This window comes from Salipiger sp. H15 (assembly GCF_040409955.1).
Classification (GTDB): Bacteria; Pseudomonadota; Alphaproteobacteria; order Rhodobacterales; family Rhodobacteraceae; genus Salipiger.
In genome coordinates, this window is the sequence record NZ_CP123384.1 from 2228933 (window position 1) to 2244243 (window position 15311).

Annotated in this window: 14 protein-coding genes; 6 read left to right on the forward strand and 8 right to left on the reverse strand. The window is 67.8% G+C overall.

Annotated elements, in window-relative coordinates:
• Nucleotides 1-158: 158 nt before the first annotated feature.
• Nucleotides 159-521 (forward strand): hypothetical protein, encoded by a 363-nt coding sequence (locus tag PVT71_RS10825; RefSeq protein WP_353471794.1) that lies wholly within the window; start codon nt 159-161, stop codon nt 519-521.
• A gap of 86 nt (nt 522-607) precedes the next feature.
• On the opposite strand, the gene purU is transcribed toward PVT71_RS10825, so the two are convergent.
• Nucleotides 608-1492 (reverse strand): formyltetrahydrofolate deformylase, encoded by an 885-nt coding sequence (gene purU / locus PVT71_RS10830; RefSeq protein WP_353471795.1) that lies wholly within the window; start codon nt 1490-1492, stop codon nt 608-610.
• Between the two features lie 340 nt (nt 1493-1832).
• Between purU and PVT71_RS10835 the strand changes: the two genes are divergently transcribed.
• Both PVT71_RS10835 and PVT71_RS10840 read left to right on the forward strand, forming a co-directional pair.
• Nucleotides 1833-3581 carry a sugar phosphorylase gene (locus PVT71_RS10835; protein ID WP_353471796.1) on the forward strand — a complete coding sequence of 583 codons (1749 nt, stop codon included), beginning with the start codon at nt 1833-1835 and terminating at the stop codon, nt 3579-3581.
• A gap of 140 nt (nt 3582-3721) precedes the next feature.
• Nucleotides 3722-4348: a DedA family protein gene (locus tag PVT71_RS10840; protein ID WP_353471797.1), complete on the forward strand. Its 627-nt coding sequence runs from the start codon at nt 3722-3724 to the stop codon at nt 4346-4348.
• Between the two features lie 63 nt (nt 4349-4411).
• On the opposite strand, the gene PVT71_RS10845 is transcribed toward PVT71_RS10840, so the two are convergent.
• The 4 genes from PVT71_RS10845 to metF all read right to left on the reverse strand — a co-directional run bounded on the left by PVT71_RS10845 (nt 4412) and on the right by metF (nt 9059).
• Complete coding sequence (locus PVT71_RS10845) at nt 4412-5797, reverse strand: GntP family permease (RefSeq protein ID WP_353471798.1); 1386 nt, start codon at nt 5795-5797, stop codon at nt 4412-4414.
• A gap of 185 nt (nt 5798-5982) precedes the next feature.
• Nucleotides 5983-7203, reverse strand: a complete 1221-nt coding sequence (locus tag PVT71_RS10850; protein WP_353471799.1) for a glycosyl transferase — start codon at nt 7201-7203, stop codon at nt 5983-5985.
• Nucleotides 7204-7215: 12 nt separating this feature from the next.
• The gene (locus tag PVT71_RS10855; RefSeq protein WP_353471800.1) at nt 7216-7980 is read right to left on the reverse strand and encodes an HAD-IIB family hydrolase; all 765 of its coding nucleotides are present in this window, start codon (nt 7978-7980) and stop codon (nt 7216-7218) included.
• A gap of 212 nt (nt 7981-8192) precedes the next feature.
• Nucleotides 8193-9059, reverse strand: coding sequence for a methylenetetrahydrofolate reductase [NAD(P)H] (gene metF / locus PVT71_RS10860; protein ID WP_353471801.1), 867 nt, complete (start codon nt 9057-9059; stop codon nt 8193-8195).
• 97 nt (nt 9060-9156) lie between these two features.
• On the opposite strand from metF, the gene PVT71_RS10865 reads away from it, so the two are divergent.
• A complete protein-coding gene (locus PVT71_RS10865; RefSeq protein WP_353471802.1) occupies nt 9157-10062 on the forward strand; it encodes a LysR family transcriptional regulator in 906 nt (301 codons plus the stop codon).
• Between the two features lie 121 nt (nt 10063-10183).
• On the opposite strand, the gene PVT71_RS10870 is transcribed toward PVT71_RS10865, so the two are convergent.
• On the reverse strand, nt 10184-10390 hold the full coding sequence (locus tag PVT71_RS10870; protein WP_353471803.1) for a cold-shock protein: 207 nt from the start codon (nt 10388-10390) through the stop codon (nt 10184-10186).
• Between the two features lie 243 nt (nt 10391-10633).
• Between PVT71_RS10870 and PVT71_RS10875 the strand changes: the two genes are divergently transcribed.
• Complete coding sequence (locus PVT71_RS10875) at nt 10634-10948, forward strand: ArsC/Spx/MgsR family protein (protein ID WP_353471804.1); 315 nt, start codon at nt 10634-10636, stop codon at nt 10946-10948.
• Nucleotides 10949-11036: 88 nt separating this feature from the next.
• Here the strand turns inward: PVT71_RS10875 and thrS are convergent, their stop codons facing one another.
• Together thrS and PVT71_RS10885 are read right to left on the reverse strand one after the other, a co-directional pair.
• Entirely contained in the window at nt 11037-12983 is a 1947-nt protein-coding gene (gene thrS, locus PVT71_RS10880; RefSeq protein WP_353471805.1) for a threonine--tRNA ligase, read from the reverse strand.
• 121 nt (nt 12984-13104) lie between these two features.
• Nucleotides 13105-14328, reverse strand: coding sequence for an amidohydrolase family protein (locus tag PVT71_RS10885; RefSeq protein ID WP_353471806.1), 1224 nt, complete (start codon nt 14326-14328; stop codon nt 13105-13107).
• 308 nt (nt 14329-14636) lie between these two features.
• Between PVT71_RS10885 and PVT71_RS10890 the strand changes: the two genes are divergently transcribed.
• Nucleotides 14637-15305 (forward strand): DNA-3-methyladenine glycosylase I, encoded by a 669-nt coding sequence (locus PVT71_RS10890; RefSeq protein ID WP_353471807.1) that lies wholly within the window; start codon nt 14637-14639, stop codon nt 15303-15305.
• Nucleotides 15306-15311: the final 6 nt, after the last annotated feature.

Sequence of the window (15311 nt, forward strand, 5' to 3'; positions counted from 1 at the left end):
AATGATCGGGGCCGGTCTTTCCAAATAGGGCCCTGCGTTCGGGCGAGGACTTGCCAAGAAGTGACAGTGCCTTCCGCTTCGGATGCCGTTCCTGCTGACGCGCTCGATTTTGGCGAGACCTTGTGCAAGTTTCCGGGTCAGTGAGGTTCGGAGGTCTTATGCGGTATCTTGTTTTCGGCGCGCTGCTGCTTTGCGGCGCCTGCGCCAGTCAGGTCATGGAAGGCTATGTCGGGAAATCGATCCAGGAGCCGATGCTGGATTACGGCCCGCCCACCAGCACGCTGGATCTCGGCGGGGGCAGGCGGGCGTTCCAGTGGCGGATCGACAGCACCGGCGTGGTGCCGATGACCAGCACCAGCTCCTTCGATGTCCACGGCTCGGACGGCCATACGTCGGCCCATGGCACCACGACGAGCTACGTGCCCTATTCCAAGCAGTGCCTCTACACGTTGACGGCGGTGGAACGCGGCAAGGACTACATCGTCGACGGGTTCCGCAAGCCCAGCTTCGAGTGCGAATAGGCGGCGCGCCCGCGCCAGCTGGACTCTGAGGGCGTCGGGCGGGGCCAAGCGCCCCGCGCGGCAGATGCCGGCGGGGCGTCTTCGCGTCAGCCCATGCGCTCGGAGCTGTAGGAGCCCGGCGAGGCGGGGAAGACCACGGTCTTGTCGCCGTTGAGGAAGACCCGGCGGTGGGCGTGGGCATGGATGGCACGGGCCAGCACCTGCGCCTCGACGTCACGGCCGAGGCTGACATAGTCCTCGGGCGACTGCGCGTGGGTCACGCGCACGATGTCCTGCTCGATGATCGGGCCCTCGTCGAGGTCGGCGGTCACGTAATGCGAGGTCGCGCCGATCAGCTTCACGCCGCGCTGGAACGCCTGCTTGTAGGGGTTCGCGCCCTTGAACGAGGGCAGGAAGGAGTGGTGGATGTTGATGATCCGCCCCGACATCTTGCGGCACATCTCGTCCGAGAGGATCTGCATGTAGCGCGCCAGCACGATGAGATCGGCACCGGCCTCCTCGACCACCTGCATGATCGCCGCCTCGGCCTGCGGCTTGTTCTCCTTCGTCACCTTGATACAGTGGAAGGGGATGTCGGCGTTCACCACGACCTTCTGGTAGTCCATGTGGTTGGAGATCACCGCGACGATCTCGATCGGCAGCGCGCCGATGCGGCAGCGGTAGAGCAAGTCGTTGAGGCAATGGCCGAAGCGGCTGACCATGATCACCACCTTCATCTTGGTGGCCTCGTCGTGGAAGGCGAACTCCATGCCGAAGCGCTCCGCCACGGCTGCGAAGGCGGCCTCGAGCGCGGGCAGGTCCGCGCCGGTCTCGCTCAGGAAGCTCACCCGCATGAAGAAGCTGCCGGTGCCGAGGTCGTCGAACTGGGCGCTGTCGGTGATGTTGCACCCCTGCTCGGCAAGAAAGCCGGCGACGGCGGCGACGATGCCGCGGGTGGAGGGGCATTGCACGGTGAGGGCGTAGGAGCTCATGGGGGGTCCGTTTCTTTCCCGAAATCTGTCTGGAGTTCGCTGCCGCCTGCGCCGCGCGAGGTCAAGCGGATTGCGGGCCCATCCTCGGCCAACTGCGCCCGGATGCGCGGCGCGCGGGCGACATGTTTCCGCCGGGATGCGACAGGGCCGCTTTCGGAAACCCGCGTCGCGCCTCAATCGCGGGCCTTCCCGGGCGCATCCGCCCTCGGGGCGGCAGTTCGGGGAGGAAAGTCTTGTGGACCAGGGGCTCAGCGCTTACCCCAAGGGTAAGTGCCCGGACAACCGCGCCTCCCCCGGCCGTCCGGACCTGCGAAACCCGGACCCGTCGAGACCTGTTTTCATGACCGAGACCTCCTTCAGCGCCCGTCTTTCCGAACTGCTGCACTTCATCTACCCCGGGCTCGACGCCGACATCCTTGCAAGCCAGGTCATCGACGCCTTCTGGCCCGAGACCGGTGCCCATGCGGCGCGGACCCGCCGCCGGCAGCCGCGCAAGCCGGGCAACAACCTCTGGTCGCAGAAGGACGCGGTGCTGATCACCTACGGCGACAGCCTGATCGACGGCAGCCACAAGCCGCTCGACCTGATGAACGACTTCCTGCTGCGGCACATGAAGGGGGTGGTGAACGGGGTGCATATCCTGCCGTTCTTTCCCTTCACTTCGGACGACGGCTTCGCGGTCACCGACTATCGCAAGGTGAACCCGCAGCTTGGCGACTGGGTGGACATCACCCGCATCGGGCAGGAGTTCCACCTGATGTCCGACCTCGTGCTCAACCACGTCTCCTCGCAGGGGGTGTGGTTCAACGCCTACCGGCAGGGGCAGAAGCCCTACGACGGGTTCTTCTTCGAGGCGGAGCCCTCGGATGACGTCTCGATGGTGGTCCGCCCGCGCACCACGCCGCTTCTGCAGGAGGTCGAGACGGCCATGGGCCCGCGCCATGTCTGGTGCACCTTCAGCCACGACCAGATCGACCTCGACTTCCGCAACCCCGAGGTGCTGCTGGAAATCCTGCGGATCATCCGGCTGCACGTCGACATGGGGGTGCGGATCATCCGGCTCGACGCGGTGGCGTTCCTCTGGAAGGAGATCGGCACCAGCTGCATCCACCTGCCGCAGACCCATGCGGTGATCCGCCTGCTGCGGCTGCTCGCGGATTACGCCACCGAGAGCATCATCCTGCTGACCGAGACCAACGTGCCCAAGGCCGAGAACCTCTCGTATTTCGGCAACCGCAACGAGGCGCACATGGTCTACAACTTCCCGCTGCCACCGCTGGTGCTGCACGCGATGATGGCGGGAACGGCGAAGTACCTCAACGACTGGCAGCGCGCCATGCCGCCCGCGCCGCTCGGCTGCGCCTATCTCAACTTCACCGCCAGCCACGACGGCATCGGCATGCGCCCCGCCGAGGGGCTGCTGCCGCCCGGCGAGGTGGCGCGGGTCATCGACACCGCGCGCGAGCTCGGCGGGCTCGCCTCGATGCGCTCGCTGCCGGGCGGCGGCGAGAGCGTCTACGAGCTCAACTGCGCCTTCTTCGCCGCCATGGCCCGCACCTTTCGGGGCGAGGACGACTTGCACCTGCCGCGCTTTCTCTGCTCGCAGACCATCGTCATGTCGCTCGAGGGCATCCCGGCCTTCTACATCCACTCGATGCTCGGCACGCCGAACGATCTCGAGGCCGTGCAGCGCCGCGGCATGAACCGGGCGATCAACCGCCACCGCTGGAACTACGCCGAGCTGAACGCGCTGCTGGACGAGCCGGAGACGCTGCACGCGCGGGTGCTGGCGATGCTGTCGGAGCGGCTGAAGCTGCGCGCCGCGCAGGCGGGGTTCCACCCCAACGCGACGCAGTTCACGCTGAACCTCGACGAGCGGGTGTTCGGGCTCTGGAGGCAGTCGCTCGACCGGGCGCAGTCGATCTTCGCGCTGCACAACTGCTCGGGCGAGGAGGTGGTGATCCCGCAGGAGGGGCTGAACCTCATCGCGGACGAGCACTGGGTGGACCTGCTGTCGGGCGAGACCGTCGCCGCCGGGCCCGTGACGCTGGCGCCCTACCAATGCCGGTGGATCTCGAACAAGGGCTAGGGCGGGGCAGGAAGAGGGGGGCTCCGCCCCCGACCGCTGCGCGGTCTCCCCCGGGATATTTGAAACATGTGGAAGCCGGGATGCGGTGAACCTTCCGGCCGGTCCCTGCGTTGGGATCGGGCAAGCGAGCGGAGGGTGGCATGTTCGACTGGATATCGGGGTTCATCGACGCGGTGGGTGCATTGGGCATCGGCGTGCTGATGTTCCTCGAGAACGTCTTCCCACCGATCCCGTCGGAGCTGATCATGCCGCTCGGCGGGTTCAACGCGGCGGCGGGGCGCGAGCACCTGCTGGCGGTGATCGTCGCGGGCTCGCTCGGCTCGCTGGCGGGGGCGCTCTTCTGGTACTGGATCGGCCGCCGCCTCGGCACGCAGCGACTGAAGCGACTCGCCGCCAGCCACGGCCGCTGGCTGACCATCCTGCCCGAGGATCTCGACCGCTCGAACGACTGGTTCAGCCGCCACGGCGGCAGCGCGGTGCTGATCGGGAGGCTCATCCCGACGGTGCGCACCTTCATCTCGGTCCCCGCCGGCGTGGCGCGGATGCCGATGGCGAGTTTCCTCGCCTTCTCGGCGGTGGGCACGGTGAGCTGGACCGCGCTGCTGGCGATGGCGGGCTACCTGCTGCAGGCGCAATATGGCCTGGTCGCGGGCTGGCTCGATCCGGTCTCGACGGCAGTGGTGGCGGGGATCGTCGGGCTCTACCTCTGGCGCGTCGCCACCTACGGGCGGCGCAAGCGGCGCAAGGCGGGCGAGGGGCAGGTCTGAGCCGGGCCTGAACGGAACGGGGCGCCCGAAGGCGCCCCGCTGCTGTCTGGCATGGTGCCGGGATCAGAGACCCATGGAGCCGAGCAGGATCACCAGGATCGTCGCGACGACCGGGATCGCCACGGCCACCACGAAGACGTCCGAGTAGCTCTTCTTGTGGGTCATGCCGGTGATCGCCAGCAGGGTGATGACGGCGCCGTTGTGCGGCAGCGCGTCGAACCCGCCCGAGGACAGCGCCGTCACGCGGTGCATCAGCTCCATGCTGATGCCCTGCTCGGCGCCCATGGCGGCGAACTGCTCGCCGAGCGCCTTGAGCGCGATCGACATGCCGCCCGAGGCCGAGCCGGTGATGCCGGCGAGCACGTTCACCGCGACCGCCAGCGAGGCCACCGGGTTGTGCGGGAAGAGGCCGAGCACCGCGTCGCGGATGATCGCGAAGGCGGGCAGCGAGGCGATGACCGCGCCGTAGCCGACCTCGGAGGCGGTGTTGAAGATCGGCAGCAGCGAGCCCATCGTGCCCTTGTTGACCGTCTCCTTGACGTCGGCGAAGCGCTTCCAGTTCAGCGCCAGCGCCAGCACGATCGACACGACCAGCGAGACGATGATCGCCCAGATGCCCGCGACGCTCTTCAGCGAGGTCTCGCCGTATTGCGGCTGTGCGAGGTAGTCGGCGCTCATGCTGGGGATGATCAGGTAGGTGAAGGCCGCGTTGAGCGCGATCACCGAGATCACCGGCAGGATCGCCGCGAAGAAGCCGGGCATGTCGGCATCCTCGGGCAGCGAGCTGTCGGCTGCGGTGCGCTCGTGCACGCCGTAGCCCTCGCCGCGGCCCTGCGCCGCCTTGGCGCGGCGGCCGAGCCAGAGCGTGCCGCCGCCGAGCATGATGAGGCCCGCCAGCGTGCCGAGCAGCGGCGCCGCAAAGACGTTGGTGCCGAAGAACGGGATCGGGATCGCGTTCTGGATCGCCGGGGTGCCGGGGAAGGCGGTCATGGTGAAGGTGAAGGAGCCGAGCGCGATCGCCGCGGGCAGCAGGCGCTTCGGCACGTCGGCGCGGCGGAAGAGCGCGTTGGCGATCGGGTAGATCGCGAAGGCCACCACGAAGAGCGACACGCCGCCGTAGGTGAGCACGCCGCAGGCGAGGACCACGGCGAGGATGGCGCGGTCACCGCCCACCCATGCGACGATCTTCTCGGCGATGCTGCGCGCCGCGCCGCCGTCGGCCATGACCTTGCCGAAGATCGCGCCCAGCAGGAACAGCGGGAAGTAGGTGATCACGTAGCCGCCGAGCGACTTCATGAAGACCTGGGTGTAGGTTGCCAGCACCGGCAGTCCGCCGGAAAACAGCACGGCCAGCATGGCCAGAAGCGGTGCCAGGATCAGCACGTTGATGCCGCGGTAGGCCAGGTACATAAGCAGGCCGAGCGACAGAACGATCCCTAGGAGACCCATTCTTATCCTCCTCTCGATGTGAAGGGCCCTGCGGGGGAGGGCCGCGGCGATGGGAGGGGCCGGGCCGGCAGGGCACGCAGGTTCTTCTACTCACGGGCGATGACGCGCGCGTCAACGCGACCGGAGCGGAAAAAGCGGGCATTTTCCAGAGGACGTCGCGGCACTTACGCCACGGCAGGCGGTTTTCAGCCGAACTCGGCGTCGTCCGCCGCCACGGCGGCGCGAAAATCGGCAAGCAGCGTCGGGTCCGCCGAATGCACGCGATTCCACGTCGGGATGAAGGGGGTTTCCTGCGGGTTCTCGATGAAGAGCTGCCCGGCGCGCACGATGTTCTCGCCGAACATCTCGATGCTGCGCTCCTCGGCGTGGCGGTCGATGGCGAGACCGTTCATCTTGGCATCGGCGGAATAGGCCTCGAGCAGGTCGAGCGCCGAGCGGTAGTAGGTGGCCTTGAGCGTGCGGAACACATGCGGGGTGAAGACCGTGCCGTCGGCGGCGAGCTTGCGGAAGATCGCCTTGCAGATGTCGACCGACATGCGCGAGAGCCCCTGGCTCGCGTCCTCCGGCGAGAGGTCCTGGTGCTTGTGGTCGTAGACGTCGGCGATCTCGACCTGGCAGACCTGCCGCGGGCCGAGGTTGCGCCAGGCTTCCGAGAGCACGCCGATCTCGAGCCCCCAGTCCGAGGGAATGCGCAGGTCGGGCAGCAGCCCGGTGCGCAGCGCCATCTCGCCCGAGAGCGGGTAGCGGAAGGCGCGCAGGTAATCGATGTAGTCGCGATCGCCGATGGTGCGCTTGAGCGCGATCAGCAGCGGCGAGACCAGCAGGCGGGTGACGCGGCCGTTCAGCTTGCCGCCGCCGACGCGCGGGTAGTAGCCCTTGGAAAGCTGGTAGGAAAAGCTCGGGTTGGCGACCGGGTAGACCAGCCGGTCGAGCATCTCGCGCGTGTAGGTGGTGATGTCGCAGTCGTGGATCGCCATCACCGCGCTGTCGGCGCAGGAGATGAGATAGCCCATGCAGCCCCAGACGTTCTTGCCCTTGCCCTGCTCCTGCGGCGCGAGGCCGAGCGCCTCGAGCCGTTCCATGATCGCCAGCATCCGCGGGCTGTCGTTCCAGATCACCGTGGTCTGCTGCGGCAGCACCGAGAAGAAGGAGCGGGCGTGGCGGTACTGCGCCTCGTCGGCGCGGTCGAGCCCGACGATGATCCGGTGCAGGTAGGTGACGCGGCTCAGTTCGCGCAGGATATGGGGCAGCGCGTCGCCCTCGAGCTCGGAGTAGAGCGAGGGCAGGATCAGCGAGATCTTGCGGCTCTGCGCGAAGGTCTCGAGCTCGTAGACCATCTCCTCGAGCGGGCGCGAGCGCAGATTGTGGAACTGGGCGATGTTGCCGTTCTGCTGGAAGTCGGCCATGGCGGTGGTCTCCTAGAGCCCGAGGTCTGCAAGTAGGTCGAGGATCGCGGCGTTCCAGCCGTCGGGGCCGGGCAGGGCGCTGCGGCGGATGCGCCCCGTGGCCTCGCCGGGCAGGGGCGGGATGGGGGTGCCGTGATCGTTGCGGATGATGACGCCGTGGTCGGCGGCCTCGATCATCTCGATGTCATTGGGCGCATCGCCGAGCGCGAGGGACGTCTCGCAGCCGAGCTCGGCCATGATCGCCGCCATCTGCTGCGCCTTGGTGCCGCCGAAGGACAGCGTCAGGAACCGCCCGCCCTTGCGCGCGTGGATGCCCTTGCCGGCCAGCGCGGCGAGAAAGGCATCCTGCCCGGTCTCGCTGCCGGACCAGAGCCCGGGCTCGGTGAAGCGGCGTTTGCGGGCGAGGGCGGCGCCGTCGAGGGACAGGCCGGTGATGCGGGCCACCTCGGCGACGTCCATGTCGCCGAAGCCCCGGAAATGACTGGCATGATCGGGAAGCTCCGCCAGCGCGGCGCGCAGCCTGTCGTAGACGGGTGCATCTTTGGCAAGGTCTCCGGGCCGCACCCGGTCGGCCCCGTTCTCGACGATGGCGGGCCAGTCGCCGAGGCCAAGCTCGGCCTGCAGCGGCGCGATCTCGGCGGCGGTCTTGGAGGAGGCGAGGATGAGCGGGATGCGCCGCTGCCGCAGTGCCTCGAGCGCGGGCCGGGCGGCGGCGTGGGAGTAGCTGCCATGGTCGAGCAGCGTCCCGTCGAGATCGGTGAATACCGCCAGCCGCATGTCCCTGCCTTTCCCCGAGCCTTTCCCCCGGGGTCAGTAAACCGGATGGGACGCGGCAAGGGAACCGCAGGGGGCCGGGAAAATGGCTCCGCGCCGCGACTTGCCCGATTCAGGGCAGCCACGGGGCGGGGCGGCGGCGACCGCGAAACGGAAAACGCCGCCCGGGGAGGGCGGCGTCCGTGGTCGTTCCGATGCGTGGGCCGGGTCGCGGCTCAGGCGACGTTCTCGAGCTTGTTCTCGGGCGTCACGCCAAGCGCGAAGCAGACGTCGCGGGTCAGCTCGGGGCGGTTGAGCGTGTAGAAGTGCAGCTTGTCGACGCCGCCCTCCAGCAGCTCGTTGCAGAGCTCGGTGCACATGGCGGTCGCCAGCAGGTCCTGCCGGTCGTCGCGCTCGGCCTTCTCGAAGGCCTCGATCACCCAGCCGGGGATCTTGGTGCCGGTGGCCTCGGCAAAGCGGCGCGCGCCCTTCCAGTTCTCGATCGGCAGGATGCCCGGCACGATCGGCTTGTCGATCCCGGCCTTCACGCATGCGTCGCGGAAGCGGAAGAAGCTCTCGGCCTCGAAGAAGAACTGGGTCAGCGCCTCCGACGCGCCGGCGTCGAACTTGCGCTTGAGGTACTCGACATCGGCGGTGGCCGAGGGCGCCTCGGGGTGCTTGTCGGGATAGGCGCCGACGCGGATGGTGAAATCGCCGGTCTCGCGCAGCGCCTCGATCAGCTCGATCGACGAGCCGAAACCCTCGGGGTGGGGGGTGAAGCCGCTGGCGCCCTTGGGCGGATCGCCCCGCAGCGCGACGATATCGCTCACGCCCGCCTCGTGGAACTGCCGCGCGATGGCCAGCGTCTCTTCGCGCGTGGCGTCGACGCAGGTCAGGTGCGCGGCCACCTTCAGGCCGGAGTTCTTGTGCAGGGTGGCGACGACGTCACGGGTCAGCTCGCGCGTGGTGCCGCCCGCGCCATAGGTGACCGACACGAAGCGCGGACCGAGCGGCGAGAGCGCCTGCACCGTGTCCCACAGCCGGAAGGTCGCCTCGATGTTGCGCGGCGGGAAGAATTCGAAAGAGATGTCGGGGCGCGTCATGGGCCGGGACTCCAGTTTGGATTTCGGTCCTTGTGACATATGAGCCTTTGTGAGACAAACTCATACTTCTCAAGAACAACATGAGGCGAACACTGGGATGCACATCGAGTTTCGTCATCTGCGCACGATCAAGGCCATTCACGAGGCCGGGGGGCTCGCGCGTGCTGCCGATCAGCTGAACATAACGCAATCGGCGCTGTCCCACCAGATCAAGGGGCTGGAGGACCAGGCCGGCGTCGAACTCTTCGTGCGCCGCTCCAAACCGATGAAGCTTTCCGCCGCCGGGCTGCGCCTGCTGCGGCTCGCCGACCAGGTGCTGCCGCAGGTCGAGGCGGCGATGGCCGAGTTCGACGGGCTGCGCAAGGGCTCGGTCGGGCGGCTGCACATCGCCATCGAGTGCCACGCCTGTTTCGAATGGCTGTTCCCGGTGCTCGAGGGCTTCCGCAAGAGCTGGGGCGAGATCGATGTCGACATCCGTCCGGGGCTCGCCTTCGACGCGCTTCCGGCGCTGGTGAAGGAGGAGGTGGACGTGGTGATCTCGTCCGATCCCGAGGATCTGCCCGGTGTTACCTTCACCCCGCTCTTCGAATATCACCCGGTCTTCGTCGCCGCCGCCTCGCATCCGCTTGCCGGCAAGCCCTGGATCGAGGCGCAGGATTTCCGCGGCGAGACGCTGATCACCTACCCGGTGGACCGCGCGCGGCTCGATATCTTCTCGCAATTGCTGACCCCGGCCAAGGTCGAACCGGCGGCGATTCGCCAAGTCGAACTCACGGCCGTGATTCTGCTATTGGTTGCGTCGAATCGCGGTGTCGCGGTGCTACCCGATTGGGTCGTGCGCGAGGTGAAGTACAATTCCGATTACGTCACGCGGCCGCTGACCGAGGCCGGGATCACCCGGCACCTCTATGCCGCGACGCGCACCGAGGACCTCGACAAGCCCTACATGACCGACCTGATCCGGCTGGCCGGTCAGGAGGCGCGGCGGCTGCAGGCACAGTAGCGCTCAGCGCAAGGGCATACATGGGCCATGGCGCCGGAAGCTCTCACTCCGGCGGGCAGACGGAAACTGCCGGAACCCGACCCCGGGTAGGGGTAGGGTTGTTCGCTATATATTGTTGTTTTTAAATTGTTTTCAGGTCGGACGCCATCATGCGCCCGTCGCGACCTTCCTTGAGCTCGTAGCTCACTTTCTGATTGTCCGCGAGACCTGTGAGGCCCGAGCGTTCGACGGCCGAGATGTGAACGAAAACGTCCTTGCCCCCTTCTTCGGGCGCGATGAAGCCGTAGCCTTTGGTGGTATTGAACCATTTCACGGTGCCGTTCGGCATGTTTCCCGTGCTCCTTCCAACTTTCCTGTTTCTACCCGTAATGCGGGCGCCCCGTCACGTTCGCCTCTCAGGGGGAGGATCGCCTGTCCCGGTGAAAAACGCGGGAAAATCGTGGCTTTCCGGGTCTGATCATCGAAGGTAACGGGGCAAGAGTTGCACGGTGCCTGTAAAAATCAAGAGAAACGCTTCGCACCTGCGGCATTAGGCAATAAATGGTGTCCCGGAAGATCAAGGAGATGGCGGATGCTGATTTACGGGCTCAAGACCTGCGACACGTGCCGGAAGGCGCAGAAGGCGTTGCCGGACGCGGAATTTCGCGATGTCCGCGCGGATGGCGTGCCGGCCGAGGTGATCGCCTCGGCGCTGGCGGAATTCGGCGACAAGCTGGTCAACACCCGCTCGACCACCTGGCGCGAACTCGACGAGGCCGAGCGCGCCCGCCCCGCGCCCGACCTGCTGGCGGCCCACCCGACGCTGATGAAGCGCCCGCTGATCGTCGACGGCGCCACGATGCACCTCGGCTGGACCAAGGACGTCGAGGCAGCGCTGGTGAAATAAGCCCGCGTCGCTCTCGGGCCTCATGGGACCCGAAATGAAAAAGCCCCGGGCAGGTGCCTGGGGCTTTTTCGTTGTCAAGAAGACCGGCTCAGCGCAGGTCGGGGGCGGTGGCGTCCGAGGACAGCGCCGCGACGATCTCGTCGAGGCTCTGCACCGCGGTGTCCTTCTCGCCGAGACGGCGCACGGTGACGGTGCGCTCCTCGACCTCGCGGTGACCCACGGCGAGGATCACCGGCACCTTGCCCACCGAGTGCTCGCGCACCTTGTAGTTGATCTTCTCGTTGCGCGTGTCGGCCTCGGCGCGGACGCCGGCGGCCTTCAGGGCGGCGACGACCTCGAGCACGTAGTCATCCGCCTCGGACGTGATCGAGGCGACCACAACCTGGCGCGGCGCCAGCCAGAAGGGCAGCTTGCCCGCGTGTTCCTCGATCAGGATGCCGATGAAACGCTCGAACGAGCCCAGCACGGCGCGGTGCAGCATGACCGGGCGGTGCTTTTCGCCGTCCTGGCCGATGTAGCTCGCCTCGAGCCGCTCGGGCAGGTTGGGGTCCACCTGCAGCGTGCCGCACTGCCAGTCCCGGCCGATCGCGTCGGTCAGGGTGAACTCGAGCTTGGGACCGTAGAAGGCGCCTTCGCCCTCCTGGATCTCGTACTCGTAGCCCGCCGCGCGGCAGGCGTCGCCAAGCGCCGCCTCGACGCGGTCCCAGCTCTCGTCCGAGCCGATGCGCTTCTCGGGGCGGGTCGAGAGCTTGATCGTCCAGTTCTCGAAGCCAAGGTCGGAGTAGATCGACGCGAGGAACTCGATGAACTTCTTGGTTTCCGTCTCGATCTGCTCGTCGGTGCAGAAGATGTGCGCGTCGTCCTGGGTGAAGCCGCGGACCCGCATGATGCCGTGCAGCGCGCCCGAGGGCTCGTAGCGGTTGCACGAGCCGAACTCGGCCATGCGCAGCGGCAGGTCGCGGTAGGACTTCAGGCCCTGGTTGAACACCTGCACGTGGCAGGGGCAGTTCATCGGCTTGAGCGCGTTGATCGCCTTCTCGCGGGCGTGCTCCTCGTCGACTTCGACGATGAACATGTTTTCCTGGTAGTTGTCCCAGTGACCGGACTTCTCCCAGAGCTTGCGATCGACGACCTGCGGCGTGTTCACCTCGACGTAGCCGTCACGCTCCTGCCGGCGGCGCATGTAGTCCTGCAGCGTGGTGTAGATCTTCCAGCCGTTCGGGTGCCAGAAGATCTGCCCGGGCGCTTCCGGCTGGAGGTGGAACAGATCCATCTCGCGGCCGAGCTTGCGGTGGTCGCGCTTCGCCGCTTCCTCGAGGAAGTTCAGGTACTTCTTCAGCTCGTCGCGGTTGCGGAAGGCCACGCCGGTGATCCGCTGCAGCATCGGGCGCGAGACGTCGCCGAACCAGTAGGCGCCCGAGACGCCCATCAGCTTGAACGCGTCGGCCGGAAGCTGCGCGGTGTTCTGCAGGTGCGGGCCGCGGCAGAGGTCCTGCCAGTCGCCGTGCCAGTACATGCGGATCGGCGCGCCCTCGGGGATGCGGTCCACCAGCTCGACCTTGTAGCTCTCGCCGCCGTCCTTGTAGAACCGGCGCGCACGCTCGCGATCCCAGATCTCGGTCTTCACCTCGTCCCGGGCGGCGATGATGTCCTTCATCTTCGCCTCGATCTGGCCGAGGTCCTCCGGCGTGAAGGGCTCGGCGCGGTCGAAGTCGTAGAACCAGCCGTGGTCGGTGACCGGGCCGATGGTGACCTTGGTGTCGGGCCAGATCTCCTGCACGGCGCGCGCCATCACGTGCGCGAGGTCGTGGCGGATCAGCTCGAGCGCCTGGTCCTCGTCCTGCATCGTGTGGATCGCGATCGTGCTGTCCGCGTCGATGGGCCATTGCAGGTCCCAGTGCGCGCCGTTCACGGTGGCGGAGATGGCCTTTTTCGAAAGGCTCTTGGAAATGGCTGCGGCCACGTCGGCAGGGGTCACGCCCTTGTCGAACTCGCGCGCATTGCCATCGGGGAATGTCAGGGAAATCTGGCTCACTGGCCTTGTCTCCTCGTCGGTCTGGCGCCCACGGAACGCCCGGTTGCGGGTTATATGTCGTGCCGCCTTGTGGCCTTCGGGGGAAGGGGTGTCAAGCCGCCGGGCGGGAGGGCGTCGCGCCCTAGGGCCGCAGGATCCTCGGGGCGGGGGCTTCGAAGGTCATCCTGCCGCCGCGCATCCCCCAGACCGGGCGCCGTATCTCGGCCATCGCCGCGGCGCGGCTCGCGCAGGGCAGCAGCACCAGATCCGCGGGACCGCCGACCTCGATGCGGTCCTCGACGCCGAGCAGGCGGAAGGGATCGCGGCTCACCATGTCGAAACAGGCGGCCAGTTCCTCGGCCCCGCCAAGCTGCGCGACATTGGCGAATAGGTTCGCCATGCGCGGCAGCGAGCAGTCGCCATAGGGGGTGAAGGGGTTCAGCACGTTGTTCGTCGCCACGGTGCAGCAGACGCCGGCCTCGTGGAAGCGGTGCGCAGGCGCAACGCCGCGCGGCACGGCGTGGTCATGCCCGCGCCCGGTGATGAAGAGGTCCGTCGCGGGCAGCACGGTGAGCGCGATCCCGGCCTCCTTCAGCAGCGCGACGCTCCGCGCCAGCTCGGCGGGGGGCAGCATCGAGAGCTTGGTGACATGGCCGATGGCGACGCGCCCCTGCATCCCGAAGGCGATGGTCTGCCGCGCCACCTCGTCGAGGTGCCGCCAACTGGTGTCGAGGTCGAAGTCGAGGTGGAAGTCGAGGTCCACGTCGAATTCCCGCGCCATGGCGAAAAGGAGGGCGATCTGCCCCTCGGGGTCGGTGTCGGTGTAGGGGCAGCCGCCGAGCAGGTCGGCGCCATCCGCCAGCGCCGCGCGCAGCAGCGCCTCGGTGCCGGGGTAGTTGAGCAGCCCTTCCTGAGGAAAGACGCAGATCTGCAGATCGAGCGCCCATGCGTAGTCGGCCTTCAGCCGCTTCACCGCGTCGAACCCTGCCAGCCCGATCACCGGGTCGATCTCGACCTGCGTGCGGATGAGCGTGGTGCCCTGTCCGATGGCCTGCTCGAGCACCCGCGCGCCGCGGGCATGGACATCCCCGGCGGTGAAATCCTTCTTTGCGGCGGTGACCGCCGCGAGCGCGCCCTTGAGATCGCCGGTCAGGTTCACCGCGCGTTCGAGGATGCAGGCCTTGTCGAGGTGCAGGTGGCTGTCGGCAAAGCCGCGGAAGACCAGCCCTCCGCCCGCGTCGAGCGCCGGGGCATCGGTGGCGAGGTTCGGGGTGACAACAGCGATCCGGCCCTCGGCGATGCCGATGTCGACCGGCGCCGCGCCGTCCTCGAGGCGCGCGCCCCGGATGACCAGATCGAGTGTCATTCTCTGTGCTCCCGCCTGCGTGCGAACTTGCCCGCGCTCTGCCTCCGGCTCTGGATAGGCGCCGCGCAAGCCCCTGTCACGCCGGAATTCCTTGCCCGTTTCCCGCTCCGTGACCGGACGGGACCGGCCTCGCAAGGCTTGGCGCGGGCGAAAGCATGGGCGCTGCACGGCAAGGTGACTCCGGACGCCGCGCGTGCACAAGGAACCCGCAGTCTGCCGGGATTTCCGGCACCTCGCGGACGCCCGCGCAGCGCTTCCCAAGCGCGCCCGAATGCGCCACGCTGCGCGCAGATCGAGAAGGGGGTCCCATGCGCACATTCGACGACATCCTCGGCATCGCCGCCGAGCGCCACGGCGGCCGCGAGGGCGCGCTTGCCGGGATCCCAGTGCCGCTCTCCGCGGACGCGATCGCCGCCCAGCCCGACGCGCGCTTCCTCGCCGCCATGGCGCGGGGCATCCTGCAGGCCGGGATCAGCTGGACCGTTGTCGATGCCAAGTGGCCGGGCATCGAGGAGGCCTTCCACGGCTTCGAACCCGGCCGCGTCGCGATGATCGAGGGGGATGCCTTCGACGCGCTGCTGTCCGACACCCGCGTGATCCGCTCTGGGCCGAAGCTCGCCGCGATCCGGGACAACGCCGTCTTCATCACCGAGGTCGCCGCCGATGCGGGCAGCTTCGCGCGCAGGATCGCCGACTGGCCGGTGACCGAGTTCGACGCGCTGCTCGACTGGCTGAAGACCCGCGGCGCGCGGCTCGGCGGCAATACCGGGGCCTACATGCTGCGCAGCGTGGGCAAGGACGGCTACGTGCTGAGCCGCGACGTGGTAGGGCGGCTGATCGCCGAGGGGGTGATCGACAAGCCCCCGACCTCGCGCAAGGCGATGGCGGCGGTGCAGGGGGCGTTCAACCACTGGGCGGAGGAAAGCGGGCTGCCCTACACCACGATCAGCCGGGTGCTGGCGCGCAGCATCGGCTAGGTGCCG

What these genes read in the sequence shown, in the direction of transcription:
- PVT71_RS10825 (WP_353471794.1), top strand. Translation starts at nt 159, where the DNA reads ATGCGGTATCTTGTTTTCGGCGCGCTGCTGCTTTGCGGCGCCTGCGCC.
- purU (WP_353471795.1), bottom strand. Translation starts at nt 1,492, where the DNA reads ATGAGCTCCTACGCCCTCACCGTGCAATGCCCCTCCACCCGCGGCATC.
- PVT71_RS10835 (WP_353471796.1), top strand. Translation starts at nt 1,833, where the DNA reads ATGACCGAGACCTCCTTCAGCGCCCGTCTTTCCGAACTGCTGCACTTC.
- PVT71_RS10840 (WP_353471797.1), top strand. Translation starts at nt 3,722, where the DNA reads ATGTTCGACTGGATATCGGGGTTCATCGACGCGGTGGGTGCATTGGGC.
- PVT71_RS10845 (WP_353471798.1), bottom strand. Translation starts at nt 5,797, where the DNA reads ATGGGTCTCCTAGGGATCGTTCTGTCGCTCGGCCTGCTTATGTACCTG.
- PVT71_RS10850 (WP_353471799.1), bottom strand. Translation starts at nt 7,203, where the DNA reads ATGGCCGACTTCCAGCAGAACGGCAACATCGCCCAGTTCCACAATCTG.
- PVT71_RS10855 (WP_353471800.1), bottom strand. Translation starts at nt 7,980, where the DNA reads ATGCGGCTGGCGGTATTCACCGATCTCGACGGGACGCTGCTCGACCAT.
- metF (WP_353471801.1), bottom strand. Translation starts at nt 9,059, where the DNA reads ATGACGCGCCCCGACATCTCTTTCGAATTCTTCCCGCCGCGCAACATC.
- PVT71_RS10865 (WP_353471802.1), top strand. Translation starts at nt 9,157, where the DNA reads ATGCACATCGAGTTTCGTCATCTGCGCACGATCAAGGCCATTCACGAG.
- PVT71_RS10870 (WP_353471803.1), bottom strand. Translation starts at nt 10,390, where the DNA reads ATGCCGAACGGCACCGTGAAATGGTTCAATACCACCAAAGGCTACGGC.
- PVT71_RS10875 (WP_353471804.1), top strand. Translation starts at nt 10,634, where the DNA reads ATGCTGATTTACGGGCTCAAGACCTGCGACACGTGCCGGAAGGCGCAG.
- PVT71_RS10885 (WP_353471806.1), bottom strand. Translation starts at nt 14,328, where the DNA reads ATGACACTCGATCTGGTCATCCGGGGCGCGCGCCTCGAGGACGGCGCG.
- PVT71_RS10890 (WP_353471807.1), top strand. Translation starts at nt 14,637, where the DNA reads ATGCGCACATTCGACGACATCCTCGGCATCGCCGCCGAGCGCCACGGC.